This window comes from Defluviimonas aquaemixtae (assembly GCF_900302475.1).
Taxonomy (GTDB): domain Bacteria; phylum Pseudomonadota; class Alphaproteobacteria; order Rhodobacterales; family Rhodobacteraceae; genus Albidovulum; species Albidovulum aquaemixtae.
The window spans coordinates 86325-112477 of record NZ_OMOQ01000004.1; the positions used below are offsets into that span (position 1 = coordinate 86325).

At 66.6% G+C, this 26153-nt stretch carries 23 protein-coding genes; 17 read left to right on the forward strand and 6 right to left on the reverse strand.

What is annotated here, in order from left to right; all coding sequences use genetic code 11:
• The first annotated feature begins 565 nt into the window (after positions 1 to 565).
• From pnp to DEA8626_RS18775, 6 genes are all read left to right on the forward strand, one after another.
• On the forward strand, positions 566 to 2713 hold the full coding sequence (gene pnp / locus DEA8626_RS18750; protein WP_108854768.1) for a polyribonucleotide nucleotidyltransferase: 2148 nt from the start codon (positions 566 to 568) through the stop codon (positions 2711 to 2713).
• Between the two features lie 134 nt (positions 2714 to 2847).
• Positions 2848 to 3549, forward strand: a complete 702-nt coding sequence (locus DEA8626_RS18755) for a class I SAM-dependent methyltransferase (protein WP_108854769.1) — start codon at positions 2848 to 2850, stop codon at positions 3547 to 3549.
• A gap of 53 nt (positions 3550 to 3602) precedes the next feature.
• On the forward strand, positions 3603 to 4418 hold the full coding sequence (locus DEA8626_RS18760) for an FkbM family methyltransferase (protein ID WP_108854770.1): 816 nt from the start codon (positions 3603 to 3605) through the stop codon (positions 4416 to 4418).
• Positions 4419 to 4421: 3 nt separating this feature from the next.
• A complete protein-coding gene (locus tag DEA8626_RS18765; RefSeq protein WP_108854771.1) occupies positions 4422 to 5177 on the forward strand; it encodes a glycosyltransferase family 25 protein in 756 nt (251 codons plus the stop codon).
• A 4-nt stretch (positions 5178 to 5181) separates the two neighbouring features.
• Positions 5182 to 6228 carry a glycosyltransferase gene (locus DEA8626_RS18770; protein WP_108854772.1) on the forward strand — a complete coding sequence of 349 codons (1047 nt, stop codon included), beginning with the start codon at positions 5182 to 5184 and terminating at the stop codon, positions 6226 to 6228.
• Positions 6225 to 7001 (forward strand): glycosyltransferase family 25 protein, encoded by a 777-nt coding sequence (locus DEA8626_RS18775; protein WP_108854773.1) that lies wholly within the window; start codon positions 6225 to 6227, stop codon positions 6999 to 7001. Before DEA8626_RS18770 ends, DEA8626_RS18775 begins: the two co-directional genes overlap by 4 nt.
• 33 nt (positions 7002 to 7034) lie before the next feature.
• Here the strand turns inward: DEA8626_RS18775 and DEA8626_RS18780 are convergent, their stop codons facing one another.
• Positions 7035 to 7688: a peroxiredoxin gene (locus DEA8626_RS18780; RefSeq protein ID WP_108854774.1), complete on the reverse strand. Its 654-nt coding sequence runs from the start codon at positions 7686 to 7688 to the stop codon at positions 7035 to 7037.
• Between the two features lie 268 nt (positions 7689 to 7956).
• The gene (locus tag DEA8626_RS18785) at positions 7957 to 8613 is read right to left on the reverse strand and encodes a peroxiredoxin (RefSeq protein ID WP_108854775.1); all 657 of its coding nucleotides are present in this window, start codon (positions 8611 to 8613) and stop codon (positions 7957 to 7959) included.
• Positions 8614 to 8802: 189 nt separating this feature from the next.
• Here DEA8626_RS18785 and DEA8626_RS18790 point away from each other — a divergent pair, with 189 nt between their 5' ends.
• The 3 genes from DEA8626_RS18790 (at position 8803) to DEA8626_RS18800 (ending at position 14056) form a co-directional block, all read left to right on the forward strand.
• Positions 8803 to 10254: an aldehyde dehydrogenase family protein gene (locus DEA8626_RS18790; protein WP_108854776.1), complete on the forward strand. Its 1452-nt coding sequence runs from the start codon at positions 8803 to 8805 to the stop codon at positions 10252 to 10254.
• 184 nt (positions 10255 to 10438) lie between these two features.
• Positions 10439 to 11986 (forward strand): trimethylamine methyltransferase family protein, encoded by a 1548-nt coding sequence (locus tag DEA8626_RS18795; RefSeq protein WP_108854777.1) that lies wholly within the window; start codon positions 10439 to 10441, stop codon positions 11984 to 11986.
• A 93-nt stretch (positions 11987 to 12079) separates the two neighbouring features.
• A complete protein-coding gene (locus DEA8626_RS18800; protein ID WP_108854778.1) occupies positions 12080 to 14056 on the forward strand; it encodes an FAD-dependent oxidoreductase in 1977 nt (658 codons plus the stop codon).
• Positions 14057 to 14105: 49 nt separating this feature from the next.
• Here the strand turns inward: DEA8626_RS18800 and truB are convergent, their stop codons facing one another.
• Genes truB through rbfA form a run of 3 tightly spaced genes read right to left on the reverse strand, consistent with a single transcriptional unit; the run spans position 14106 to position 16218 of the window.
• Entirely contained in the window at positions 14106 to 15008 is a 903-nt protein-coding gene (truB, locus tag DEA8626_RS18805; protein WP_108854779.1) for a tRNA pseudouridine(55) synthase TruB, read from the reverse strand.
• Between the two features lie 51 nt (positions 15009 to 15059).
• The gene (locus tag DEA8626_RS18810) at positions 15060 to 15803 is read right to left on the reverse strand and encodes a phosphodiester glycosidase family protein (protein ID WP_108854780.1); all 744 of its coding nucleotides are present in this window, start codon (positions 15801 to 15803) and stop codon (positions 15060 to 15062) included.
• Positions 15781 to 16218 carry a 30S ribosome-binding factor RbfA gene (rbfA, locus tag DEA8626_RS18815; RefSeq protein ID WP_181366522.1) on the reverse strand — a complete coding sequence of 146 codons (438 nt, stop codon included), beginning with the start codon at positions 16216 to 16218 and terminating at the stop codon, positions 15781 to 15783. Before rbfA ends, DEA8626_RS18810 begins: the two co-directional genes overlap by 23 nt.
• A gap of 98 nt (positions 16219 to 16316) precedes the next feature.
• Between rbfA and dapB the strand changes: the two genes are divergently transcribed.
• On the forward strand, positions 16317 to 17135 hold the full coding sequence (gene dapB, locus DEA8626_RS18820; RefSeq protein WP_108854782.1) for a 4-hydroxy-tetrahydrodipicolinate reductase: 819 nt from the start codon (positions 16317 to 16319) through the stop codon (positions 17133 to 17135).
• Positions 17136 to 17295: 160 nt separating this feature from the next.
• Here dapB and DEA8626_RS18825 read toward each other — a convergent pair whose 3' ends face one another.
• Positions 17296 to 17475, reverse strand: a complete 180-nt coding sequence (locus DEA8626_RS18825) for a DUF1674 domain-containing protein (RefSeq protein WP_108854783.1) — start codon at positions 17473 to 17475, stop codon at positions 17296 to 17298.
• An 82-nt stretch (positions 17476 to 17557) separates the two neighbouring features.
• Here DEA8626_RS18825 and DEA8626_RS18830 point away from each other — a divergent pair, with 82 nt between their 5' ends.
• From DEA8626_RS18830 to DEA8626_RS18860, 7 genes are all read left to right on the forward strand, one after another.
• Positions 17558 to 18838, forward strand: coding sequence for an RsmB/NOP family class I SAM-dependent RNA methyltransferase (locus DEA8626_RS18830; protein ID WP_108854784.1), 1281 nt, complete (start codon positions 17558 to 17560; stop codon positions 18836 to 18838).
• A gap of 107 nt (positions 18839 to 18945) precedes the next feature.
• Positions 18946 to 20685: a heparinase II/III family protein gene (locus DEA8626_RS18835; protein WP_108854785.1), complete on the forward strand. Its 1740-nt coding sequence runs from the start codon at positions 18946 to 18948 to the stop codon at positions 20683 to 20685.
• Positions 20686 to 20707: 22 nt separating this feature from the next.
• A complete protein-coding gene (gene purH / locus DEA8626_RS18840; protein WP_245890927.1) occupies positions 20708 to 22309 on the forward strand; it encodes a bifunctional phosphoribosylaminoimidazolecarboxamide formyltransferase/IMP cyclohydrolase in 1602 nt (533 codons plus the stop codon).
• Positions 22310 to 22316: 7 nt separating this feature from the next.
• Entirely contained in the window at positions 22317 to 22787 is a 471-nt protein-coding gene (gene lspA / locus DEA8626_RS18845) for a signal peptidase II (RefSeq protein ID WP_108854787.1), read from the forward strand.
• 53 nt (positions 22788 to 22840) lie between these two features.
• The gene (locus tag DEA8626_RS18850; protein WP_108854788.1) at positions 22841 to 23401 is read left to right on the forward strand and encodes a DUF3035 domain-containing protein; all 561 of its coding nucleotides are present in this window, start codon (positions 22841 to 22843) and stop codon (positions 23399 to 23401) included.
• Between the two features lie 78 nt (positions 23402 to 23479).
• Complete coding sequence (locus DEA8626_RS18855; protein ID WP_108854789.1) at positions 23480 to 24823, forward strand: M16 family metallopeptidase; 1344 nt, start codon at positions 23480 to 23482, stop codon at positions 24821 to 24823.
• Entirely contained in the window at positions 24820 to 26130 is a 1311-nt protein-coding gene (locus DEA8626_RS18860; protein WP_108854790.1) for a M16 family metallopeptidase, read from the forward strand. The genes DEA8626_RS18855 and DEA8626_RS18860 overlap by 4 nt, the downstream gene beginning before the upstream one ends.
• The last annotated feature ends 23 nt before the right edge of the window (positions 26131 to 26153 follow it).

Sequence of the window (26153 nt, forward strand, 5' to 3'; positions counted from 1 at the left end):
AGCTCATCCAGGTTGTAGACGTCGCCGCGCGGGCCGGTGTTGCCGCTGATCACGAAGGGACAATCCGGCGACTCTTATCGGTCGCGTAGGTTGGATAGGGGAGCGACTGCCTGACGGTTGGCCTCGTCGAGCGCCGAGGCGCTGTAGCAGAGACGCGCGCTCCATGTGGCGCTATCGAGAATGGAGCCCGGATCCTTTGCCGGCGCGATTTCGGCGTAGTGGGAATAGTTGGTTTCGACCACCTTGCGCCCTTCGGCGCTATTCAGGGACGCGAAGGAGGCAAAGTAGGGCAGATCGACGCCGATATGAAAAATCAACGTCGTTTAGAGGCCGGTGGCCAACATTCGCGCCGTTGGAACGAGCGGTCGCTTCCGTCCCGCCAAGCCGTCCTTCTAACCCGCCCCTTCCCAACCTCCCCGTTTTCCTGTAAGGCCCGCGTCCATCTGTGACGTGAGCCCATGCCCCCGGGCACATGCGATAGGATTGGGGGCGGCGGCAATGGGGCCGCCATATCATACGGGAGACACGGGATACGCCCGTGGGTGCTCCCCAGAGGAAACGATATATGTTCAACGAAACCAGGAAATCCATCCAGTGGGGCCAGGAAACGCTCACACTGGAAACGGGGAAAGTCGCCCGTCAGGCCGACGGATCGGTCATCGCCACGCTGGGCGAAACCTCCGTCATGGCCAACGTGACCTATGCCCGCGAACAGAAGCCCGGCCAGGACTTCTTCCCGCTCACCGTGCACTATCAGGAAAAGACCTATGCCGCCGGCAAGATCCCGGGCGGCTTCTTCAAGCGCGAGGGCCGTCCGTCCGAAAAGGAAACGCTGACCTCGCGGCTCATTGACCGCCCGATCCGCCCGCTGTTCGTGCCGGGCTTCAAGAATGAAGTGCTGGTGATCTGCACCGTGCTTTCGCACGATCTGGTCAACGATCCCGACATGGTAGCGATGATCGCCGCCTCGGCCGCGCTGACGATCTCGGGCGTGCCGTTCATGGGGCCGATCGGCGCCTGCCGCGTCGGCTTCGCAAATGGCGAATACGTGCTGAACCCCGAAGTCGCCGACATGGACCAACTGCGGATGAACCCCGAGCAACGGCTCGATCTCGTCGTCGCCGGTACCAAGGACGCGGTGATGATGGTCGAATCTGAGGCCTACGAGCTCTCCGAGGCCGAGATGCTAGGCGCGGTGAAATTCGGCCACGAGCAGATGCAGCCGGTGATCGACCTGATCATCGACCTCGCCGAGGCTACGGCAAAAGAGCCGTTCGACTTCCAGCCAGCCGACTATTCGGATCTCTACGCCAAAGTTAAGAAGGCCGGCGAAAAGCCGATGCGCGCCGCCTTCGCGATTCTCGACAAACAGGAACGGACGAACGCCATCGCCGCCGCCCGCGAGGCGGTCAAGGCGACGCTCACGGAAGAAGAACTGGAGGACCAGAACCTCGGCTCCGCGTTCAAGAAGCTCGAAAGCTCGATCCTGCGCGGCGACGTGGTCGCCACGGGCAAGCGCATTGACGGCCGCGACACCAAAACCGTCCGGCCGATCGTTGCAGAAGTGGGCCTTCTGCCCCGTACCCACGGCTCGGCGCTCTTCACCCGGGGCGAGACCCAGGGCCTCGTGATCACCACGCTCGGCACCGGCGAGGACGAGCAGATCATCGACGCGCTGCACGGCAACTTCCGCTCGAACTTCCTCCTGCACTACAACTTCCCGCCCTATTCGGTCGGCGAGGTCGGCCGCTTCGGTCCTCCGGGCCGGCGCGAGATCGGCCACGGCAAGCTCGCCTGGCGCGCGCTCCAGGCGGTCCTGCCGGCGCCCACCGACTTCCCCTACACGATCCGTCTCGTCTCCGAGATCACGGAATCAAACGGTTCGTCCTCGATGGCCACCGTCTGCGGCTCGTCGCTTTCCATGATGGATGCGGGCGTACCGCTGAAGGCGCCGGTCGCGGGCGTCGCGATGGGCCTCATTCTCGAAGAGGACGGGCAGTACGCGGTGCTCACCGACATCCTCGGCGACGAGGATCACCTTGGCGACATGGACTTCAAGGTCGCGGGTACCGATGCGGGCATTACCTCGCTCCAGATGGACATCAAGGTCGCGGGCATCACGCCCGAGATCATGGAGCAGGCGCTCGCCCAGGCGAAGGACGGCCGGATGCATATCCTCGGCGAGATGTCGAAGGCGCTATCCGAGGGCCGGTCGGAATTCTCCGCCCATGCCCCGCGCATCGAGACCATGACCATCCCCACCGACAAGATCCGCGAAGTGATCGGATCGGGCGGCAAGGTCATCCGCGAGATCGTGGAAGTGTCTGGCGCCAAGGTCGACATCAACGACGACGGCGTGATCAAGATCGCCTCGCCGAATGCCGATGCGATCCAGAAAGCCTACGACATGATCTACTCGATCGTGGCAGAGCCTGAAGAGGGCAAGATCTACACCGGCAAGGTCGTGAAGCTCGTCGATTTCGGCGCATTCGTGAACTTCTTCGGCAAGCGGGACGGTCTCGTCCACGTGTCCCAGATCGCCAATAAGCGCCTCAACCATCCGAGCGACCTGCTGAAGGAAGGCCAGGAAGTGAAGGTCAAGCTCCTCGGCTTCGACGATCGCGGCAAGGTCCGGCTCGGCATGAAGATGGTCGATCAGGAAACGGGCGAAGAGATCGCGCCCGACAAGAAGGAAAAGGCCGACGCCGAATAAGGCGCTGAGCCTGTCAGACTGGAGCGCAGGCCCCGGCAGCACATGCCGGGGCCTGTTTGTTTGGGCGGAGGCTGCGGCGCTTGTGTCGCCCTGACGGAGCAACTATGACTGCCCGGGACTGAGCGGGGACGCGCATGGACTACCACTACACGCCGCCGCCGGTGCCGACACTCGCGCGCTGGCGGCGTCTCTACCGGAGCCATCCGGGGCTTTCGGTGCTGCGCGTCCTGGAATACGAGGCGCTGGCGGCTCAGCCGCTCGCGGGCCGCGTGCTCGACGTTGGCGGCGGCGCGAAGTCGCCCTATGTGTCTCATATGTCGCAGGGGATTGAGGTCGAATCCGTCAACATCGACCCGAAGATCGAGCCGACCTACCTGATCGAACCTGGCGAGCGTTTCCCGGTCCCCGAGGCGCGCTACGATCATGTTATCTGCCTGAACACGCTGGAGCACATATACGACGCGGCGTCCGTGCTGAAAGACATCCGCCGGGTGCTCAAGCCAGGCGGCACGGCGATCGTGACCGTTCCGTGGATCTTTCGCATCCACGCGCATCCCGACGACTACTTCCGGGCGACGCCAAGCTGGTGGCGCGAGTCCTTCGAGCGCGCGGGCTTCAGTCAACTCGAACTTCAGCCACTCGTATGGGGGCGCTACACGTCGGCGAGCGCCATTTCCGGGCATCGCGGGCCGTTCCCGCGGCTCATGTTTCACGGTGCGCATCTGCGCGACTGGCTTTATGCGCTGCTGACGGTTCGGGGCGGCACCTATTCCGGGAAACGCGGTGAGCGCATCTGCGCCGTGTCATCCGGCTGGATGATGATCGGCGAGGCCTAAGACATGACGCCGTTTCCGCGCACTGCCGCCCACAGTTTCGGAAGGGTGTTTCCGTGAGACTTAATGCTTTCCGCAATATCGAGGAGCGTCTGAGCGACGCGATGTCTATCGACGCCTATTGCCGCGTCGTGAACGCGCGCAACGCTCTGCGCGGTAAGGCGCAGCGTATCGCGCCCGTGCCCGGCGAAGACAGTGCCCTGCACGTGGCGCGCACGGGCGCTGAAGAAATCCACATCTGTCGCCGCGGCCGCCACAACCGCTACAAGCGTGGTATTACCGCAGGTGTCGACGCGCTGGCCGCCGACTATCATCTGAACCGGATCGACACTCTACGCGATGGCCTGTTCATCGATTGCGGCGCCAATGTCGGCGAGTTGGGCCTTTGGGCCCGTGCGCGCGGCCACGGCTACGTCGCGTTCGAGCCCGAGGCGCTGGAGGCGCGCTGCTGCGATCTCAACAATTTCGGCGGCGAGGCACGGACGATCCGCAAGGCGCTCTGGAAAGAGGAGACGACGCTGCGCTTCTATACCAAGCCCGAAAGCGCCGACAGCTCAGTGCTCGCAGGTCACGGCATGGAGGATTTTGTCGAGATCGCCGCGACGACGTTTGATGCTGCGGTGGACCTCTCGTCCGTGACCGGCCCGGTGATCTTCAAGCTGGAAGCCGAGGGCGCGGAACCGGAGGTGCTGGAGGGCGCGCGTAACAGCTTGGACCGGATCGATTGGGTGGCCGTCGATTGCGGCTATGAGCGTGGCCCGGCAAAGGCACATACCTTCGTCGAGACCAACACGTTCCTTCAGGATCACGGGTTCCGGCTCGAGGCAGCGCAATTTCGCCGCGTGACTGCACTCTACCGGCGAACGGGCTGAGCAATGTGGCCGGCCTATGTCATCAACCTCAAGGACAACGCTGCCCGCATGGAGAATGCCGCGGCGCTTCTCGACGGGCATGGCATCGGGTTCGAGCGCATCGATGCGGTCAACGGCTGGAAACTGTCCGAGGATGACATCGCCCGGGTCTACGACGCCCGTGCAAACGCCCGCGGAGGCCGCCATCCGCTCGTCCCGGCCGAGATCGGCTGCTATCTGAGCCATATCACGGCCTGGAAGCGGATCGCCGGAGGACCGGCTGAAGGCGGGTTCGTCTTCGAGGACGATGTGGCCGCGTCCGGCGATCTCGCCCGCGTTCTCGCGCTTCTCGCCGAGGACCGCGCCGGGGACTGGGACATGGTCAAGCTTTTCTCCTTCGACGAGGAGCCGGACATCGTCGCTGACCGGTCGCTCGGGGACGAACACCGGCTGGTGATCCCCTACCGCGTGCCGACGTGCCTTATCGGCTATGGTTTGACGCGGGGCGCGGCGGCGCGGTTGGCCGACCGCGCGATCCCGTTCTTCCGGCCCGTCGACGAGGATCAGAAGTTCTTCTGGGAAACCGGCCTTCGCGTTGCGCTCGTCCTGCCGCCGCCCGTGCGCGTCGGCGATCAACAGACGAATACCGGTACTATCGGCTCCGCGCGGCGCGCGGCGGGGGTGAGCGGTCTGGCGCAGGCGCTCCGCGCGCTCCGCTACCAACTAGGCTATCGCCTTGCATTGCGTCGGGCGTGGCGCAAGCGCCGGACGGAGGGTTAGGGCGATGCGAGTCCTGCACCTGCATTTCGGGAAGGACGGCGGCGCGGAGCGCTTCTTCGTCAATCTCGTCGCCGCCTTCGGGCGGCGGGGGGTGGAGCAGCGCTTCGTCATCCGCCCCGATCGCGGCTGGCGCGAGGGGATCGCGCCCCACGGCCCCATCATCGAGAACCACTATCGCCGCTTGTCGCTCAGCGCGCCCGTGCTCGAATGGCGGGTCCGGCGGCTCTGCCGGACGTGGCGGCCCGATGCGATCATGGCTTGGATGCCGCGCGCGGCGCGGCTGATGCCGCAGTGGTCCGATGCGGTGAAGTTGACCCGGCTCGGCGACTTCCCAGAGAATCTCAAGCATTTCGGCAATTGTGACCTACTGGTCGGCAACCTGCCCGGAATCGGCACAAAATGCCGCGCGCTCGGCTGGACGAAGCCGGTCGTCACAATTTCGAACTTCCCCCGTCCTGTCGCGCCGCTGCCTGTCTCGCGGGCGGTGCATGACACGCCCGACGACGTCTTCCTGATCGCCGCCGGGGGGCGGTTCGTTCCTCGCAAAGGCATGGACCTTGCCATCCGCGCCGCCGCGCGCGTTCCCGGTTCCTGGCTCTGGCTCGCCGGAGACGGAAAGGAACGCGAAGCGCTTGAAGCTCTGGTGAGGGATTGCAGGATGACGGACCGCACGCGCTTTCTCGGCTGGCAGGACGAGCCCATCCATCAAATCGCCGCCGCCGACGCCTTCGTAATGCCTTCGCGGCACGAACCCTTGGGCAACATGCTCCTTGAAGCTTGGCAGGCGGGCGTGCCCTCGGTCTCGACCGCGTCCGAGGGGCCAAGCTGGTTCATGCGCGACGGGACCGACGGGCTCGTCGTGCCGATCGACGACGTGGACGCGCTCGCCGCGGCGCTGGAACGGCTCAGGACGGACCGCGAAGCCGCCGGGCGCTTTGCCGAGAACGCGAAGTCCCGGCTTCAGGAGATGTTCAGCGAGCAAGGCGTGGTTGACGCCTACTTGAAGCTTTTCTCCGGCGATTTCTCCGACCCTTTCGGTGAGGCGGCATGAAGGCGCTGGTCATTAACCTCGCCACGGAAACCGACCGCATGACCTTCCAGTCCCGCCAGCTCGACGCGCTGGGCGTCGAATGGGAACGGCTCGATGCAGTTTCTCCCCGCACGCTGACCCCGCCACCCGACGATCCCTACTGGACGCGCTGGCAGCGGCCCCTGCGGGATGCCGAGAAAGCCGCAACCGCCTCGCACCGGAGCGCCTGGCAGCGGATCGCCGAAGGCAAGGCGCCGATGCTCGTGCTTGAGGATGACGCGGTGCTGATGCGAGACGTTCCGGCGTTTCTGGCCGCCGTCGAAGGTCTGCCCGGCATCGACCATATCTCGCTCGAAACCCGGGGACGGCGGAAGCTGCTCGGCCAACGCCACGCCGCGGCGCCGATGGTGCGGCTCTGGCAGGACTACACAGGCGCCGCTGCCTATGTGCTATGGCCGAGCGGGGCGCGAATACTGATGGAGGATTGCGCGCGGGCGGCCGGGATCGCGGACGGGATAATCTGCGCCGCGCACCGCATGTGCTCATGGCAGGCCGATCCCGCGCTCGCCGTCCAGCTTGACCGGTGCGTGGCTCACGGGCTGGCCGCCCCGATCGCGGTCAACAGCAGCATCCTCGCCGAAACCCGGCCTGACCGGCGCAACATTCCGCTTTCCGCGCGGGCAAGCTACCGTGCCCGGCGCATCGCTGGACAGATCCGCATCCTCGCGCGGCGTCTCGCCTGCGTTGGCCGTGCGAGGCGGCGGCACGTCGCGCTCGCCACGCAGCGGCGGTGAGCGGGCGGGCGCCTGCCGCCCGCGACAGTCACGTCACTTGGGCACTTTCGCATAGCGCAGATAGGGCAGCACGGCGTTGAACTCGCCGAACTTCTTTTTCGCCGCCTCGTCGTCAAGGGCTAGCGGAATGATCACGTCCTGGCCGACGGTCCAGTCTGCCGGCGTAGCAACGCCCTTCTTTTCGGCAGTCTGAAGCGCGTCGAGCGCGCGCAGCACCTCGGCGAAGTTGCGCCCGACATTCATCGGATAGGTCATCGACAGCTTCAGCTTCTTGTCCGGCCCGATGATATAGACCGAGCGGACTGTCTGGCTGTCGGCCGGGGTCGGGTGCTCGGGAAGGTAGTATTCGTGCGGCAGCATGTCGAAGGCCTTCGAGACATGCAGCCCGTCATCGGCGATGATCGGGAAGCCCGCCGTCGCGCCCCCCGCCGTCTCGATGTCCTGCTTCCACTTCTTGTGATCCTCGACCCCGTCGACCGAAATGCCGATCACCTTGGTGCCCCGCTTGCGGAACTCTTCGGCAAGCCGCGCCACCGCACCGAATTCGGTCGTGCAAACCGGCGTGAAGTCCTTAGGATGAGAGAAGAGGATTGCCCAGCTGTCACCGATCCAGTCATGGAAATCGATCACGCCCTGGTCGGTCTGAGCGGTGAAGTTCGGGACGGTGTCGTTGATTCGCAAGCTCATGGTAGCTCCTCTGGCAAATGTCGGATCGGTTCGCGTCGCTCGGTTCCGTATCAGGCGGCGTTGCAGCCCCGGTTTCCGCTTTCGCGTGAGGGCGGGTTTCGCGCGTACCTACTCTACGAAGTGCCATCAAAAGGGCGGCCAACGCTTTGATCTGAGTCAGATTCCTCCGCCCCGGCCGCGCGGCGGCGGAACTGCCAGCACATGCGCCCTGCCAGCGCCTACCAGGAAAGCGGGCGCAAGCCGCCCGCTCCCCAGCCGGTGCCCATCGTCAGGCCGCCGGCTGTTTCGTGTACCGCACGTAGGGCAGTTTCTTGTCGAAACTGCCAAATCGTTTGGTCGCCTCCTCGTCGGAAACGGCGGCGGTGACAATGACGTCCTCACCCTGTTTCCAGCCAGCTGGCGTCGCGACCTGGTGATTGGCCGTAAGCTGGATCGAGTCGAGCGAGCGGAGGATCTCGTCAAAGTTCCGTCCCGTCGTCATCGGATAGGTGAGGTAGAGTTTGACCTTCTTGTCCGGCCCCACGATGAATACGGTGCGCACAGTCTGGTTGTCGGCCGGCGTCCGGCCCTCGACCTTCGATTCGCTCGCGGGCAGCATGTCGTAGAGCTTCGCGACCTTCATCTCGGGATCGCCGATCATCGGATAGTTCACCGTGTTGCCGGTGAGAGAGGCGATATCGGCCTTCCAGCGATGGTGATCGTCGACGGGATCGACCGAGATCCCGATGATCTTGGCGTTCCGCTTCGCGAATTCCCCGGTCATGCCGGCCATCATGCCAAGCTCGGTCGTGCAGACCGGCGTGAAGTCCTTGGGATGGCTGAACAGAACCGCATAGCCATCACCAATCCAGTCGTGAAAGCGGATCTGGCCTTCGGTTGTATCGGCCTCGAAATCCGGCGCCGTGTCATTGATACGCAAAGCCATTTGCACCCCCCATGTGTTTTCCTGTCGCACGGGCGAGTATAGTTCCGAAGAAAGACATTTGCACGTTGCTCTTGTCCCGCGACACGCCGCGCGGATTTGACCAGCCGGAATTTGATCATATTTCTTTGCGACCACTTGCGGTCGGCCTCGGTGCCTGCCACTGTCCCGCCGCCAGCGATGAGGTGAGCCATGATCGAGAAACGCGACTTCTACATCAACGGCGCCTGGGTGGCGCCGTCCAGCCCCTGCGATCATCAGGTGATCGACCCGTCGGCCGAGGAGCCCTGCGCCGTGGTTTCGCTCGGCGCGTCGGAAGACGTCGACGCGGCGGTCGCCGCGGCGAAGGCGGCGTTTCCCGCTTGGGCGGCGACGCCGCCCGCGGAACGCCGCGCCGTGGTCGCGCGCATCCTCGACGAATACGAGAAGCGCAAGGACGAGCTTGCCCACGCCATCTCGCTCGAGATGGGCGCGCCCATCGACATGGCGCGCGACCAGCAAGCGCCCTGCCTGCCCTGGCATCTGAAGAACTTCCTGCGCGCCTTCGACAAGATCGAGTGGGTCCGGCCCTTGGGTCCCCACGCGCCGAACGACCGGATCGCAATGGAGCCGATCGGCGTCGTGGGGCTGATCACGCCGTGGAACTGGCCGATGAACCAGATCGCGCTCAAGGCGATCCCGGCGATGCTGGCCGGCTGCACCTGCGTGCTGAAGCCCTCCGAGGAGGCGCCGCTCAACGCGATGCTCTTCGCCGAGTTCTGCCATGACGCGGGCGTGCCGCCGGGCGTCTTCAACCTCGTGAACGGCGACGGCGCGGGCGTCGGCACGGCGCTGTCGAGCCATCCGGATGTCGAGATGATCTCGTTCACCGGCTCGACCCGGGCTGGCAAGGCGATCTCCAAGACCGCCGCCGAGACGCTGAAGCGCGTGGCGCTCGAACTCGGCGGCAAGGGCGCGAACCTGATCTTCGCCGATGCCGACGAGAAGGCGGTGAAGCGCGGCGTCCTGCATATGATGAACAACTCGGGCCAGAGCTGCAACGCGCCGTCGCGGATGCTCGTGGAGCGCTCGATCTACGACCAGACGGTGGAGGCCGCCGCCGAGGTGGCGGAGGCGGTCAAGGTTGGCCCGGCCTCGGAGGCCGGTCGCCATATCGGACCGGTGGTGAACAAGCGTCAATGGGACCAGATCCAGAGCTTCATCCAGAAGGGCATCGACGAGGGTGCGCGGCTCGTGGCGGGCGGGCTCGGCCTGCCGGAGGGGATGAACAAGGGCTACTACGTGCGCCCGACGGTTTTTGCCGACGTGACGCCCGGCATGACGATCGAGCGCGAGGAGATCTTCGGGCCGGTCCTGTCGATCATCCCCTTCGAGGACGAGGAGGACGCCGTCCGGATCGCCAACGACACGCCCTACGGGCTCACGAACTACGTGCAGAGCCAGGACGGCTCGCGGCGCAACCGGATGGCCCAGCGGCTCCGCTCGGGCATGGTCGAGATGAACGGCCAGAGCCGCGGCGCCGGCTCGCCCTTCGGCGGCGTCAAGTCGTCCGGCCGGGCGCGCGAGGGCGGCGTATGGGGCATCGAGGAATTCCTCGAGGTCAAGGCGATTTCGGGATGGGCCCCGGACCTCGCAGCCGAATAGGCGGAGGGGCGAGGCCCGTCGGGGCATCGGGCCCCTCTGGGCCGGTCCGGCCTGCGCCGGACCCTAACGACCACTGAACGGTTCAAAACGACATTTCATCTCCCCGGAATGTCGTGCCGGGTATGTCGCCCCGGCGGCTCGCGCACGTAAAATCGGTGCCGAAGCGCTGATCGGGGAGGCTCGAATGACAGCTGAGGATACCGTTCACCGGGTACGCCACGGCGGCCGCGAGGCGCGGCGGCGCGAACGGTCGCACAAGGCGACGGGCCACGGGCGGCCCTACATCACCCGCAACATCCCGACATACGACATCCTGTCGGAGGAGAACCTCCAGAAGATCGAGGCCGCCGCCGACCGCATCCTCGCCGAAACCGGGATCGAGTTCCGCGACGACGACGTGGCGCTCGACCACTGGAAGAAGGCGGGCGCGAAGGTTGATGGTGTCCGCGTGACGTTCGAGCCCGGCATGTTGCGCGAAATCCTGAAATCGGCGCCGGCCGAGTTCACGCAACACGCGCGCAACCCCGAGAACTCAGCCCGGATCGGCGGCAGGAACGTGGTGTTCGCGCCGGCCTACGGCTCGCCCTTCGTGATGGACCTCGACCGCGGTCGCCGTTTCGGTACGCTTCAGGACTTCGAGAACTTCATCAAGCTCGCCCAGTCCTCGCCCTGGTTCCATCATTCCGGCGGCACGATCTGCGAGCCGACCGACGTGCCCGTGAACAAACGTCACCTCGACATGGTCTATTCCCATATTCGCTACTCCGACCGGCCCTTCATGGGCTCGGTCACGGCCGAGGAGCGGAGCGAGGATTCGATCGATATGGCGCGGATCGTCTTCGGTCGCGACTTCGTCGACGAGAATTGCGTCATCCTCGGCAACGTCAACGTTAACTCGCCCTTGGTCTGGGACGGGACGATGACGAAGAGCTTGCGCGCCTACGCGCGGGCCAACCAGTGCGCCGTCGTCGTGCCCTTCATTCTCGGCGGCGCGATGGGGCCGGTCACGAATGCGGGGGCCATCGCCCAGTCGCTCGCCGAGACCATGGCCGGCTGCGCGCTCACCCAGCTCGAACGCAAGGGCGCACCGACCGTCTTCGGCACATTCCTGTCGTCGATGTCCTTGCGCTCCGGCTCGCCAACCTTCGGCACGCCGGAACCGGCGATCGGTTCGATGGTCATCGGTCAGCTCTGCCGCCGGCTTGGCCTGCCCCTGCGCTGTTCGGGCAACTTCACCACGTCGAAGCTGCCCGACGCCCATGCAATGACCGAGGGCACGATGTCGATGCTCGCCGCGATTCATTGCGGCGCGAACTTCATCCTGCATTCGGCCGGCTTCCTCGACGGGCTTCTCTCGATGTCCTATGAGAAGTTCATGCTGGACGCCGATCTCTGCGGCGCGCTCCACACCTATCTCGACGGGGTCAAGATCGACGACAACCAGCTCGCCGTCGACGCCTTCGCCGAAGTCGGCCCGGGCAACCATTTCTTCGGCTGCTCGCATACGATGGCGAATTACGAGACCGCCTTCTGGGATTCGGAAACCGCCGATAACGAGCCCTTCGAGAAATGGGAGGCCGCGGGCCAGGACGACGCCGCGACACGGGCGAACCGGCTCTGGAAGCAGCACTTGCGCGAATACGAGGCGCCGCATCTCGACGAGGGCGTCGACAAGGCGCTGAGGGAATTCGTCACGAAGAAGAAGGCCGCGGTGCCGGATGCCTGGTACTAAGTTCGGCGCAAACCTCACGAAGATGGACCGCCCGTTTCGATTGCGGACCGGTGCGCCGCCGCCCGTCACCAACAAGTTCGGACAAGTCGGACGATGACCGCCCATCCACGCCTGATGTCCCCGATCGAGCTCAGGGGGCACACGCTTCGTAACCGCATCGTGTTCGGCGCCCATACGGCGAACATGTCGGAGAGCGGCCTGCCCGGCGCGCGCTTCGGCGCCTACTTGCTCGAACGCGCGATTGGCGGGGCGGCGATGATCGTGGCCGAGCCGATGCCGGTCCACCGGACGGGTGTGCTGACGCGCGGCAATTTCCGGCATGGAACGGACGAGGTCATCCCGCATTTCCGCAAGGTGACCGAGCCGGTGAGGGAGGCGGGCTCCGTCATCCTCCAGCAGCTCTACCATGTCGGCGCGCACGGCGATTCCGATCTCAGCTTCGCGCCGCATTGGGGGCCGTCGGGCGGGCCGAGCTACCACGACTCGGACGGCTCCCACGCGATGACCGATGCCGAGATCGAGGAACTGATCGCGGCCCATATCGCCGCCGCGATCCGCTGCAAGAAAGGCGGCTTCCAGGGCGTCGAGGTCTGGGCCGCCTACCATTCGCTCCTAGACCAGTTCTGGACGCCCTGGTCCAACAAGCGCAGTGACAAATGGGGTGGCAGCCTTGAAAACCGCACCCGCCTCAGCCGCACCATCATCGAGGGCATCCGCCGCGCCTGCGGCGAGGATTTCATCATCGGCCTCGCCATCAGCACGTCGGACAGCCAGGACGTACTCCTGCAAGGCGAGGCTCTGGCCGAGATCGTCGCGCTCCACGACGCCACCGGCCATATCGACTACGTCACCTGCGGCCATGGCGGCTATCTCGATTTCGAACGCCTGATGCCGACCTTCCTCTACGGCGAGAAGCTGACCGCGCCCTTCACCGAGGAACTGAAGAAGATCGTCAAACACGCGAAAATCACGTCCGAGGCGCATATCCGCACCCCCGAGAACGCCGAAAGCGTGATCGCGTCCGGCCAGGCCGATCTCGTCTCCATCGTGCGCGGCCAGATCGCCGACCCGCATCTGGCGCGCAAGACCGCCGAGGGGCGTGCGGAGGACGTGCGCGGCTGCATCTCCTGCAACCAGATGTGCTGGGGCCGACGGAGCCGCGACTACTGGATCTCCTGCCTGATCAACCCCTCGGCAGGGCGCGAGTTCGAGTGGGGCGGCGACCGCTTCACCCCCGCCGCCTGTCCCCGCCGCATTGTCGTCGTCGGCGCGGGTCCGGCCGGGTTGGAAGCCGCCCGCGCCGCCGCCGAACGCGGCCACCGCGTCGACCTGTTCGAGGCGCAAGCCAGGATCGGCGGCCAGTTCCGCCTCGCCGGCGAACAGCCCCGCCGCGCCCAGATCCTCGACCTTCTCGACTGGTACGAGCGTCAGTTCGAGAAGCTCCAGGTCCGGCTCCACCTCAACGCCTATGCCGAGGCGGCCGACATCCGCGCCCTCGACCCCGACGCCGTCATCCTCGCCACCGGGTCCTTGCCGGACGAAGACGGCTTTCAGCGCTGGCTTCAGGGCCACGACCGCCTTCCCGGCATCGGCAAGGGCAACGTCTTCGCGCCCGAAGACGTGATGCGGCGCGAGGCGAAGCTCGGGCAGACCGTGATCCTCTACGACGAAGGCGGCCACTGGCGCGGTCTCGGCACCGCCTGGGCGATGGCCGAGCAGGGCAGGAAGGTCACGATCGTCACGCCCGAACCCTTCATCGGCAAGGAAATTGCCCGCACCTCCGCCGACATCCCGCTCCGCCCCCGCCTCGCCAAGCTCGGCGTCAATTTCCTCACCGAGCACCTCATCGCCGAATGGCATGGAAATGCCGCCACCGTCCGCAGCATGCTGACCAGCGCGGAGACCCGCCTCGACGCCTCGGCCCTCGTCATGTCCACGACGAACCGAGCCTTCGATCCCCTGTCCGCCGACCTCGCCGACATCGAGACCCATCTGATCGGCGACGCCGCAGCACCCCGCCAGGCGCCCTACGCCTTCCACGAGGGCCGCAGGATCGGGCTAAGCCTCTGATCTTCATCTTGCCGAAAATACCTCGGGGTCCGGGGCGGAGCCCCGGCGGTCACAGATTGAACACCCGGCTCGGGTGAAGCTCGCCCGACTTGTAGACCCCGACCGCGACCGCGCGTCCCTCATGGCTTGCCCAGGCCTCGTCGCCCCAGTCCACATCGGAGGCCAGCACCATGCCCGGATTGCCGTTTCTGAGCCGCGCCGCTCCCTCCGCCGTCGCCCTCAATTCCGGCAGCTCCGCCAGCCCGACCTCGAGGGGCAGCAACAGGTCATCGAGCGCCTCGGTCTTCGCGAGTTCCTCTATCTCTTCGACTGTCACGCCGTCCGCAGCCTCGAAAGGACCCGACCATTCGCGGCGAAGCCAGGTCACATGCCCGAAACACCCCAGAGCCCGCCCGAGGTCACGCGCGATCGACCGCACATAGCCGCCCTTGCCGCAGACCATTTCCAATTCCACCACATCCGCATCGGGTCGCGCGGTCATCTCGAGCGATTCGACCCAGAGGGGCCGCGACGCCAGTTCCATCTCTTCGCCCGCTCGGGCAAGCGCATAGGCACGCTCGCCCTCGACCTTCACGGCGGAGAACTGTGGCGGCACCTGCATGATCTCTCCCCGGAACGCGTCCAGCGCGGCACGGATCGCCTCGTCCGAGGGCCGCGTCGAGGAGGTCTCGATCACCTCGCCCTCGGCGTCGTCGGTAGTCGTGGCGACCCCTAGCCGCACCGCGAACACATAGCATTTAAGCGCGTCCGTGACGAAGGGCACCGTCTTCGTCGCCTCGCCGAGCGCCACCGCCAGCACGCCGGTCGCCTGCGGGTCGAGCGTCCCCGCATGGCCCGCCTTCTTTGCACCGAACGCCCAGCGGACCTTGTTCACGACCGCGGTCGAGGTCAGGCCCGCGGGCTTGTCGACCACAAGCCACCCGGATATGTCGCGGCCCTTCTTGCGTGCCATCCTTCTCCCCTTCGACAGAAGCGCGCGCCTTAGCGAAACCCCGGGGTCGCGTCAATCCGCAGGGCCGACCAGACCCACGATCGGCCCCATCGGAAAGCCGAAATCGTCACGCCCCAGTTCTTGCGCATATAGACGTGAGACGTTGCCATCGAAGTAAAGCGCATCCGGCGTACCGAGCGCGTCGCGGAACATGCGCGCGAAGCTGTGGAAATTCACAGCGCCTTCAGAGATCACGAAATAGGCGCGGCTGCCATCCGCGCTGACGCCAACACCATTGCGGATGTAACGCGAGTCGGACTCCTCGAGGAATCGCGGATGCAGTGCGCCGCTGATCACGAGCATCGGGCCCGACTGCGTGGCGTACTGGCAGTCCGGCCGTTCGGCGGCGAAGTCCCGCGTCTCGACCACGCGGAACGCTTTCGCACCGATGCAAAAGACCCCGTTTGGGATGAGCCCGAAATTGCCGGGACCCTCCGAAGTGACCAGCCCTGATACCTCGCGCCCGTTCTCGACATAAAGCCCCACGGGCCGCCGGTCGGGATGATACATGCCGGCATTCATGGCGAAGGAAACCGACTGGCCGTCTTCGGCAAGCTGGCCCCGCAGCCGCTCGAACGTGCCGATCGGCGCGCCGTCCGGGGCGTCGAGGAACAGGCGTAGGTCGTCCTTCCGGTCCGCTTCGCAGACCGTGTAGCCCTGCCCTTCATGCGTGATGGCGCGGCAAGTCGCACCGGTCACGGCGCCTGCCGAGAGCAGGAGTACGAGCGCGGCCCTAGCCCAGATCGCCGTCGTCATCGCCGTTGTCATCCTCATCGCGCTTCGCGATATCGCGCTGCACGCGGTCCTCGGCCAGAAGCCGGCGCGTCTTTTCCATCTGTTCGAAGGTTTCGTCGATCACGAACCGAAGCTCGGGGGCGAATTTCAGCTTCATCACCCGCGCCACGAGATACCTCAGTTCGCCCTTCGACCGGTTGAGCGCGACGATCGCTTCGTCCGCGTCCTTGCCGCCCAAGGGCAGCACATAGGCGGTCGCGATCCTGAGATCGGGCGAGACGCGGACTTCGCCCACGGTGATCGACATGGCGGCGAGGTCGAGGTCATGCACTTCGCCTCGCTGCAGGATTTCGGACAGCCGCCTGCGAATCTCTTCGCCGACTCGGAGCTGACGCTGCGAGGGGCCAGAGCCCCGGGAAGTACGGTTGGATGCCATCGCTTCGATTTAGGCCAAGCCGCGGCGGCCCGCAACGGGACTTTGCCAAGCCGGCCCGGTCGGGCTAAAGGAAGCCGACGGCAAGGGCGGAGGCAGCCATGAGCGACAGCGACAGCATCCCCGGCATCGTAGTGACCGGAGCTTCCGGGAGGATGGGCCGGATGCTCGTGCAGACGATCCTCGCCTCCGAACGCGCGCGGCTTGTGGGCGCGGTCGAGCGTCCGGGGCATGACTGGATCGGCCGCGACCTCGGGGCTGCGACGGGCGGGGCGGACATCGGCGTCCGCGTGACCGACGACCCGCTCGAGGCTTTCGCGACGGCGCAGGCCGTGATCGACTTCACCGCGCCGGAGGCCACGGTCGAATTCGCGGGCCTCGCGGCGCAGGCGCGTGCGGTGCACGTGATCGGCACGACCGGTCTCCAGGACGCCCATGTTGCGAAGATCAAGGCTGCCGCGCGTCACGCCGTGATCGTGCGCGCGGGCAACATGAGTCTCGGCGTGAACCTCCTCACTCAGCTGACGAAGAAGGTCGCCGCCGCGCTCGACACCGACTGGGACATCGAGATCGTCGAGGCCCATCACCGCATGAAGGTCGATGCGCCATCGGGCACGGCGCTCATGCTGGGCGAGGCCGCCGCCGAAGGCCGCGGCATCGCGTTCGCCGACCATCGCGTGTCAGGCCGAGACGGCATCACCGGCGCTCGCAAGCTGGGCGATATCGGCTTTTCGGCGATCCGGGGCGGCGATGTCGTGGGCGAGCACGACGTGATCTTCGCCGCCGACGGCGAGCGCGTCGTGCTGCGGCATCTCGCCACCGACCGCGCGATCTTCGCCCGGGGCGCACTCAGGGCTGCGCTCTGGGGACAGGACAGGAAGCCCGGCGAATACGATATGGTGGATGTGCTCGGGCTCTGAGCAGGCGCTGTCCGGCGCTACCGCCCGAGTGGAGCGGACGTTCAGTGCCGGCTTCTGAGCGGCAACAAAGGCCGCGAGCCACACAGACGTCAAGCGACCTTCCGTTCCGGCATCGCGGTGCTCTTCGGTTTCACGGCACGACTACGCCTCGGTGTCGCGGTCAGAAATCGACCGCGATCCCCTTCTTCTCCCAGTCTCCGTAGCGTACCGGCTCCGGCCCGTCGCGGCCACCGAGCTCTGGCGGCAGGTTGGGCGCCTTCGCGGCCTTGCGCCGTGCCTCTGCCTCGGCCAGCGCGCGCTTCGCGGCGGCGGGCACGTCTATTTCGGTGTCGTCCGGCATGACGGGTTTCCTTGTCTCGTCCAGACCCATGATATACGGGGGGCCGACCGGCGCGACAACCGGCACTACAACCGGGGGAGCCATGGCGAAGGAAACCGCACGGGGGCAAGCGGCGCGGCTCGTCCTCGGCGTCACCGAGGAGCGCCGGGTGCTGTTCGACCAGATCGCGCAAGGCATACTCACTCAGCTTGCACCGGCCGAACGCGCGCAGGCGCAGCGGTTGACGCTTTCGACATTGCGCAACCTCTCCCGCGCCGATTCCGTACTGAAGCCCCTGCTGCGCAAACGCCCGCCGCCGCCGGTCTTGGCCCTGCTGCGCGTCTCCGTGACCGCCATGCTGGCCGAGGGCGAGCCGCCCCATGCCGTCGTGAGCGAGGCGGTGGGTGCGCTTCGCGCCGGGGGGCGGCACAGCGAGGGCATGGCGGGAATGGCGAACGCCGTTCTCCGGCGTGCCGGAGAAACTGCGCCGGAGAATTGGGCCGCACTGCCGCCGCCCATCCTGCCGGGCTGGCTGCGCGGGCGGCTGATGTCAGCCTACGGCAAGGTCGCGGTGATCGCGATGGAGGCCGCCCACGCCGCAGGCGCCCCGCTCGATCTCACGCCGAAGGACCGCGACGCCGCGGCGCTCGCGGAGCGTGTTGGCGGTGTCGCGCTGCCCACAGGGTCGGTCCGGCTCGCCCGAGCGGGCCAGATCTCCGAACTTCAGGGCTATGCCGATGGCGATTGGTGGGTGCAGGACGCCGCCGCCGCTCTGCCGGCCAAAGTACTCGCGCCCCGGCCGGGCGAACGCGTGCTCGACCTTTGCTCCGCGCCGGGCGGCAAGACCCTGCAACTCGCCGCCGCCGGGGCGAAGGTGACCGCGCTCGACATTTCCGCCGAGCGGATGGAGCGGCTACGCGAGAACCTCACCCGCTGTCGCCTCTCGGCCGAGGCCGTCATCGACGACGCGCTTCAGTGGCAGCCGCCCGACGCCTTCGACGCGATCTTGCTCGACGCGCCCTGTTCGGCGACCGGCACGATCCGTCGTCATCCCGACCTTCCGCATGTGCGCGACAAGTCCGGGTTGAACGAGACCGTCGCGCTGCAGGCCGCGCTGCTCGACCGCGCGCTGACATGGCTCCGGCCCGGTGGCCGGCTGGTCTTCGCGACCTGTTCTCTTCTGCCCGAAGAGGGCGAGCGGCAGGTTTCCGCCGCCCTTGCGCGCCACCCCGGGCTTCGCGCCGACAGGGCCGCGCTCGCGCTTCCCGGAGTCGATGCGGGCTGGATAACGGCGGAAAATGGCCTGCGTACCCGTCCCGACCTGTGGCCTGAACGGGGGGGCATGGATGGTTTTTTCATCGCAGCGCTGCACATTAGCCAATGAGGAGCGCCCATTTGCCGGTGACAGGCGAGAGACCCGCCGGTAATCTCCGCCCCAGAGCAGATTCCCGGGGGTCAACCCGGCAGGCAAGATAGCGAGGATCGCGAGGCGTGGGGCATGCCGAACACGGACAAGTGGGGGTCGTCGACCGCCTGCATGCACGTCTCGCCGCACTCGCCCGGCCCGCGGCGGGCTTCGTCAGCCAGCCCGAACCCAAAACGATTGGTTCCTTCGCGCGCGGGCGCCAGCTCATCGGCGGCAATTTCCTGTTCGCGGGCTTCTTCGTAGAGGCCGAGGATCAGTCGATCTGGGACCTGCCGGTCCCCGATCCTCGCTTTGAGGATGAGATCCACGGCTTTACCTGGCTCGACGACCTTGCGGCCGTCGCCGAAGCGCCGGCGCGTGCACGAGCCCAGGCCTGGGTCTTCGACTGGATCCGCCGTTACGGTCGCGGCGCGGGGCCCGGCTGGACGCCCGAACTGACCGGGCGGCGGCTGATCCGCTGGATCAACCACGCGATCATGCTTCTAAACAGCCAGGATCGTGCCGCGTCGGACGCCTATTTCCGCTGCCTCGGCCGCCAGACGATCTTTCTCGCCCGCCGCTGGCGCACTGCGCCCTTGGGCCTGCCGCGCTTCGAGGCGTTGACGGGCCTCATCTACGCCGGCCTCGCCCTCACCGGGATGGAACGACATGTCGGCTCCGCCGCCAACGCGCTGGCCCGCGAATGCGGGCGCGAGATTGACGCCGAGGGCGGCCTGCCGACGCGCAATCCCGAAGAACTGCTTGAGGTCTTCACTCTTCTCACCTGGGCTGCCGACGCACTCAATGGGGCCGGACGCACGCCGCAGCACGCGCATCTGGCCGCGATATCCCGCATCGCTCCGACGCTCCGGGCACTGCGCCACGCCGATGGCGGGCTCGCACGGTTCCATGGCGGGAGCCGGGGGCTCGAAGGACGACTTGAACAGGCGCTCGCGACGGCAGGCGGGCGCGCGCTGACCGCGCACGGGCTCGCCATGGGCTATGCGCGGTTGGCCGCGGGCCGCACCACGGTGATCATCGATGCCGCATCGCCGCCGCGCGGGCGCGGATCGGCGAACGCCCATGCCTCGACGCTCGCGATGGAGCTGACCTCGGGCCGCCGCCCGCTGATCGTCAATTGCGGTTCGGGCGCGAGCTTCGGACCCGACTGGCGCCGCGCGGGCCGCGCGACCCCTTCGCATTCGACGCTCTGTATCCGTGGCTTTTCATCCTCCCGCTTCGCCGCCGAGGGGATACTTGCGGGGGCGGCGCAGGGTGAATTCACCGACACGCCGAACATGGTCTGGGCCCAGCCCGAGGACGACCGCGACAGCCACCGGATCTTGGCCGGCCACAACGGCTACGTGCCGACGCACGGCCTCACCCATATCCGTCAGCTCGCGCTCTCGATCGACGGCAGGACGCTCGTGGGCGAGGACACGCTCGGCGCGATGACCGTGGCCGACCGGCGCCGCTTCGACACGATCATGGAGCGGACCCGCCGCCGCGGCGTGGAATTCGACCTGCGATTCCATCTGCATCCCGATGTCGACGCTGCGGTTGACCTCGGCGGAACCGCTGTCTCGATGGCGCTGAAGTCGGGCGAGATCTGGGTGTTCCGGCATGACGGGGTGGCCGAACTCACGCTTGAACCCTCGGTCTATCTTGAAAGCGGGCGGCTGAAGCCCCGCGCCTCGCGTCAGATCGTCCTTTCGGCCATCGTGATGGATTATGCCTGTCAGTTGGGCTGGACCTTGGCGAAGGCGCACGATACGCCATCGGCCATTCGCGACACCGTGCGCGATGACGAACCGATGCCGGAGTGACGACCTGACCGAAGGAATGCCCTTGACCGCCGACGCCGCCGACTTGGCCCCGCTAGCCCGTGCCCTGATCTCCGTTTCCGACAAGACCGGCCTTCTCGACTTCGCGAAGGCACTAGCCGAGCGCGGGGTTGAACTTCTCTCGACCGGCGGCACGGCGAAGATGCTGCGCGAGGCGGGGCTGAAGGTGCGCGACGTGGCCGACATAACCGGCTTTCCCGAGATGATGGACGGCCGAGTGAAGACGCTGCACCCCAAGGTCCATGGCGGGCTTCTCGCGCTCAGGGACGACGACGCCCATGTCGCGGCTATGCAGGACCACGGGATCGAACCGATCGATCTTCTCGTCGTCAATCTCTACCCGTTCGAGGCGACAGTGGCGAAGGGCGCCGACTACGGCACCTGCATCGAGAACATCGACATCGGCGGCCCCGCGATGATCCGCGCGGCGGCCAAGAACCACGCCCATGTCGCCGTCGTCATTGATCCGGAAGACTACCCCAAGCTTCTCGATGACATGGACCAGCACGGCGGCAAGACCTGCCCCAAGTTCCGCCGCAAGCTCGCCCAGCGCGCCTATTCCCGCACGGCAGCCTATGACGCGGCGGTGTCGACCTGGCTGGCCTCCGCCATCGGCGATCCCGCGCCTCGCCGCCGCGCCTTCGCCGGCACGCTCGCCCAGACGCTGCGTTACGGCGAGAACCCGCATCAGTCGGCGGCCTTCTACACCGACGGATCGAACCGACCGGGCGTCGCAACGGCGAAGCAGTGGCAGGGCAAGGAACTCAGCTACAACAACATCAACGATACCGACGCGGCCTTCGAACTAGTGGCCGAGTTCGACCCCGCCGAGGGTCCGGCCTGCGCCATCATCAAGCACGCCAATCCCTGCGGCGTGGCCCGCGGTGCGACGCTGCTCGATGCCTACAGGGCGGCGTATGACTGCGACCGCATCTCGGCCTTCGGCGGCATCGTAGCGCTAAACCGGCCGCTCGATGCCGCCACGGCCGAGGAGATCGCCCGGATCTTCACCGAGGTCGTCATCGCCCCTGACGCCGATGACTTCGCCAAGGCGGTCTTCGCGGCCAAGAAGAATCTCCGGTTGCTGACAACCGAGGGCCTGCCCGACCCGAAATCCCCCGGCCTCGCCTTCCGTCAGGTCGCGGGCGGCTTTCTCGTGCAGGACCGCGACAACGGCGCGGTCATTCAATCCGACCTCAAGGTCGTGACCAAACGCGCCCCTACCAGCGAGGAACTGAACGACCTCCTCTTCGCCTGGAAGGTCGCCAAGCACGTGAAGTCGAACGCCATCGTCTACGTCAAGGGCGGCGCCACAGTCGGCATCGGCGCGGGCCAGATGAGCCGCCTGGACTCGACCCGCATCGCGGCGCGCAAATCCGCCGACATGGCCGAGGCGCTAGGGCTATCGGAACCGACCGTCAAGGGCGCCGTCGTCGCCTCCGACGCCTTCTTCCCCTTCGCCGACGGCCTTCTGACCGCCGCCGAGGCCGGCGCCACGGCAGTGATCCAGCCCGGCGGCTCGATGCGCGACGACGAGGTCATCGCGGCGGCGGATGAGGCTGGCCTTGCCATGGTCTTCACCGGCCAGCGGCATTTCCGGCATTGAGGTCCGCATGCGGCTCGTGACTCAATGGGCGTTCGGCGTCTTCGCGCTCGACCAAGCGTCGAAATACTTCGTCGTCCACGTGATCGATCTTTGGTCGCGTCAGCGGATCGACGTCGTGCCTCCGTTCCTCAACCTGCGCATGGCCTGGAACCAGGGCATCAACTTTGGCCTCCTCTCGAACGGCACGGAGATAATGCGCTGGGTACTCATCGCGCTCGCGCTCGCCATTTCAACCTGGGTCTGGTTTTGGGTCCGCCGAGAGCCGCATTCGCGAATCGTGCACTCCTCCGCCGGGCTCCTGATCGGCGGCGCCTTGGGCAACGTGCTCGACCGGCTCGTCTATGGGGCGGTTGCCGATTTCCTCAATATGTCCGTGCCCGGAATCGACAACCCCTATTCGTTCAACGTCGCCGACATCGCGATCTTCACCGGTGCGGTGGGACTCGTCGTGTTCACCGGGCGGGACAAGACCACGTGACGCGCGGCGGGACATGCGCTAAACCGAGGGCCAACGAGGCAAGGGAGTCATCCATGGCAGCGAAGCGGCGCAGTCGCGCGGTCTTGGTCCGGGGCGTTCTTCTGGGCGCCGCGCTCATGCTCTCGGCCTGCGGCGGCAGGGGCAAGGACCCGACGCTGATGAATGTCCGCTCCGCCAGCCGGAGCCCGGACGAATTCGCGATCCTGCCCACCAAGCCCCTGCAACTGCCCGAGGATCTGGCGAGCCTGCCCAACCCCACGCCGGGTGGCGCGAACATCACCGACCCCACGCCCGAGGCCGATGCCGTCGCAGCACTGGGCGGCAACCCCGCCCGCCTCGGTCCGACGACGATCGCGGCCGGCAACGGCGGCCTCGTTTCCTATGCGGCGCGGTTCGGCACGTCGGCTGATATCCGCGGCGTGCTCGCGGCCGAAGATCTCGAATACCGCCGCGACAATGACGGGCGGCTCTTGGAGCGTCTGGCCAACGTGAACGTCTATTATCGCGCCTATGCGCCCATGTCGCTCGATCAGTATGCCGAACTGGAGCGCTGGCGGAGGGTCGGAGCCAAGACCGTTGGCGCACCACCCGAAGAGGTCTTCACCGGCAACTGATCATCACCTCCGCGTCATCGGGCTTGACGCGGGGCACCGGGCCTATACCTCTGGCCAATGTCAACGAGGGAGTGAGGCATGATCCGCGCCGCCGCCAGGCTCGCCGCCGCCGTCCTAGTCCTAGCCGTGCCCGCGCGCGCCGCCGAGATCTCGGGATTCACGCTCGACAACGGGCTGGAAGTCGTCGTGATCGAGGATCACCGCGCCCCGGTCGTCGTGCAGATGGTCTGGTACCGGGCCGGGGCCGCCGACGAAAGGCGCGGCGTCTCGGGCGTCGCCCATTTTCTCGAACATCTCATGTTCAAGGGCACCGAAACGCTTGCACCGGGCGAGTTCTCCAAGACGGTCACGGCCAACGGCGGCTCGGACAATGCCTTCACCTCCTGGGACTACACCGCCTATTTCCAGCGCATCGCGGCCGACCGGCTGGAGCTTGTCATGCGAATGGAGGCTGACCGGATGCAGGGGCTGATCCTGTCCGAGGACGATTGGAAGACCGAGCGCGAGGTGATCATCGAGGAGCGCAACCAGCGCGTCGACAGCGATCCCGGATCGATCTTCTTCGAACAACGGCGCGCGGCGCAATACCTCAACCATCCCTACGGCACGCCGATCATCGGATGGCGGCACGAGATGGAGAACCTGACCCGTCAGGACGCGCTCGACTGGTACCAGAGCTACTATGCGCCGAACGGCGCGGTGCTCGTCGTGGCGGGCGACGTTCGGCCCGACGAGGTCCGCCGCCTGGCGGAGACCTATTACGGCCCCCTAAAGCCCAGCCCCGACATTCACCCCCGCGCCCGCGCCCAGGAACCGCCCCAACTCGCCGAGCGGCGGCTTAGCTTCTCCGACCCTCGCGTCTCGCAGCCCTATGTGACACGCAGCTACCTTGCGCCGGAACGCGACCCGGGCGCGCAGGAAACGGCCGCCGCGCTCACGATCCTCGCTGAAATCCTCGGCGGCGACGGCCAGACCTCGGTCCTCGCCCGCAAGCTTCAGTTCGAGACGAAGCAGGCGATCTACACCTATGCGCGCTACGACGGTACGTCGCTCGACGACACGACGTTCAACATCGCCATGGTCCCGGCCGAGGGCGTCAGCCTGGCCGATGCCGAAGCGTCGCTGGACGGCGTTTTGGCCGACTTTCTCTCAACCGGCGTGGACGCAGAGCAGTTCGACCGCATCAAGACCCGCATCCGCGCCGAGATGATCTATGCCCTCGACGACGTCGACGGTCTCGCCCGCCGCTATGGCGAGGCGCTGACGACCGGTCTGACGGTGGCCGATGTCGAGGCCTGGCCCGTGATTCTCGGTGCTGTGACCGAAGCCGACGTGATGGCGGCCGCGGCCGAGGTCTTCGACCGCCGCCGCGCGGTGACCGGCTGGATGATGCGCGACGGCGCCGAGGAGTTGATGCAATGATCCGGACCCTCTTCGCCGCCGTGCTGGCGGTCCTTGCCGCCCTACCTGCCGCTGCCGTGGATATCCGTGAAGTCACCTCGCCCGGCGGCATCCGCGCCTGGCTGGTCGAGGAGCACGAGATCCCGTTCACAGCGCTCGAGATCCGCTTCGAGGGCGGCACCAGCCTCGACCGGCCCGGCAAGCGCGGCGCGGTCCTGCTGATGACCGCGCTTCTCGAGGAAGGCGCCGGCGAGATGGACAGCCAGGGCTTCGCCGAGGCGCGCGACGCGCTCGCCGCCGAGTTCGAATTCGACGCCTTCGACGACGCCATGACCATCTCCGCCCGAATGCTGAGCGAGAATCGCGATGAGGCCGCAGCGCTCCTGCGTCAGGCCCTCATGGAGCCGCGCTTCGATGCGGATGCAGTCGAGCGGGTGCGGCGCCAGATCGTCTCGATCATCCAGTCCGACGACAAGGACCCCGGCACCATCGCCCGCCGCGCCTTCGACGAGGCGGCGTTCGGCGACCATCCCTACGGCTCGGATCGCACCGGCACGCTTGAAAGCGTGGCCGGGCTCACGCGTGATGATCTGGTCGCCGCCAAGGCTGACTTGATGGCCAAGGATCGGCTCTTTGTCTCCGCGGTCGGCGACATCACCGAGGAAGAACTCGGCCGCCTCCTCGACGGGCTTCTGGGCGGCCTGCCCGAAACCAGCGCGCAGATGCCGCCCAAGATTCAACCGATGCTCACCGGCGGCGTAACCGTCATCGACTATGCCTCGCCGCAATCGGTCGTCGTATTTGGTCATGCCGGGATCGAGCGTGAGGATCCCGACTTTTTCGCCGCCTACCTGCTCAACCAGATCCTTGGCGGATCCGGCTTCGCTGCGCGCCTCATGGAAGAGGTGCGCGAGAAGCGCGGACTGACCTACGGCATCTCGACCTATCTCGTGCCGATGGACCTGGCCGAGACCTGGCAGGGCTCCTTCGCCTCGGCGAACGAGAAGGTGACCGAGGCGATCGAGGTCGTGCGCGCGGAGTGGGCCAAGGTCGCCGAGGAAGGCGTAACGGCGGCGGAACTCGACGCCGCCAAAACATATCTCACCGGCTCCTATCCCCTGCGCTTCGACGGCAACGGCCCGATTGCGAACATGCTCGTCGGCATGCAGAGCGAGGGCCTGCCGATCTCGTATGTGAACGACCGGAACGGCTATATCGAGGCGGTCACGCTCGACGATATCAAGCGCGTGGCCGCGCGGCTGATGAAGCCTGAAGCGCTGCGCTTCGTCGTCGTCGGCCAGCCGGTGGGGCTCGACAACACGAACTAGGTCGCGGCCCTTCGGGGGCGAAG

Excerpts from the sequence above, each read along its gene's own strand:
- pnp (WP_108854768.1), top strand. The coding sequence starts at position 566 with ATGTTCAACGAAACCAGGAAATCCATCCAGTGGGGCCAGGAAACGCTC.
- DEA8626_RS18755 (WP_108854769.1), top strand. The coding sequence starts at position 2,848 with ATGGACTACCACTACACGCCGCCGCCGGTGCCGACACTCGCGCGCTGG.
- DEA8626_RS18765 (WP_108854771.1), top strand. The coding sequence starts at position 4,422 with ATGTGGCCGGCCTATGTCATCAACCTCAAGGACAACGCTGCCCGCATG.
- DEA8626_RS18770 (WP_108854772.1), top strand. The coding sequence starts at position 5,182 with ATGCGAGTCCTGCACCTGCATTTCGGGAAGGACGGCGGCGCGGAGCGC.
- DEA8626_RS18775 (WP_108854773.1), top strand. The coding sequence starts at position 6,225 with ATGAAGGCGCTGGTCATTAACCTCGCCACGGAAACCGACCGCATGACC.
- DEA8626_RS18780 (WP_108854774.1), bottom strand. The coding sequence starts at position 7,688 with ATGAGCTTGCGAATCAACGACACCGTCCCGAACTTCACCGCTCAGACC.
- DEA8626_RS18785 (WP_108854775.1), bottom strand. The coding sequence starts at position 8,613 with ATGGCTTTGCGTATCAATGACACGGCGCCGGATTTCGAGGCCGATACA.
- DEA8626_RS18790 (WP_108854776.1), top strand. The coding sequence starts at position 8,803 with ATGATCGAGAAACGCGACTTCTACATCAACGGCGCCTGGGTGGCGCCG.
- DEA8626_RS18795 (WP_108854777.1), top strand. The coding sequence starts at position 10,439 with ATGACAGCTGAGGATACCGTTCACCGGGTACGCCACGGCGGCCGCGAG.
- DEA8626_RS18800 (WP_108854778.1), top strand. The coding sequence starts at position 12,080 with ATGACCGCCCATCCACGCCTGATGTCCCCGATCGAGCTCAGGGGGCAC.
- truB (WP_108854779.1), bottom strand. The coding sequence starts at position 15,008 with ATGGCACGCAAGAAGGGCCGCGACATATCCGGGTGGCTTGTGGTCGAC.
- DEA8626_RS18810 (WP_108854780.1), bottom strand. The coding sequence starts at position 15,803 with ATGACGACGGCGATCTGGGCTAGGGCCGCGCTCGTACTCCTGCTCTCG.
- rbfA (WP_181366522.1), bottom strand. The coding sequence starts at position 16,218 with ATGGCATCCAACCGTACTTCCCGGGGCTCTGGCCCCTCGCAGCGTCAG.
- dapB (WP_108854782.1), top strand. The coding sequence starts at position 16,317 with ATGAGCGACAGCGACAGCATCCCCGGCATCGTAGTGACCGGAGCTTCC.
- DEA8626_RS18825 (WP_108854783.1), bottom strand. The coding sequence starts at position 17,475 with ATGCCGGACGACACCGAAATAGACGTGCCCGCCGCCGCGAAGCGCGCG.
- DEA8626_RS18830 (WP_108854784.1), top strand. The coding sequence starts at position 17,558 with ATGGCGAAGGAAACCGCACGGGGGCAAGCGGCGCGGCTCGTCCTCGGC.
- lspA (WP_108854787.1), top strand. The coding sequence starts at position 22,317 with ATGCGGCTCGTGACTCAATGGGCGTTCGGCGTCTTCGCGCTCGACCAA.
- DEA8626_RS18850 (WP_108854788.1), top strand. The coding sequence starts at position 22,841 with ATGGCAGCGAAGCGGCGCAGTCGCGCGGTCTTGGTCCGGGGCGTTCTT.
- DEA8626_RS18855 (WP_108854789.1), top strand. The coding sequence starts at position 23,480 with ATGATCCGCGCCGCCGCCAGGCTCGCCGCCGCCGTCCTAGTCCTAGCC.
- DEA8626_RS18860 (WP_108854790.1), top strand. The coding sequence starts at position 24,820 with ATGATCCGGACCCTCTTCGCCGCCGTGCTGGCGGTCCTTGCCGCCCTA.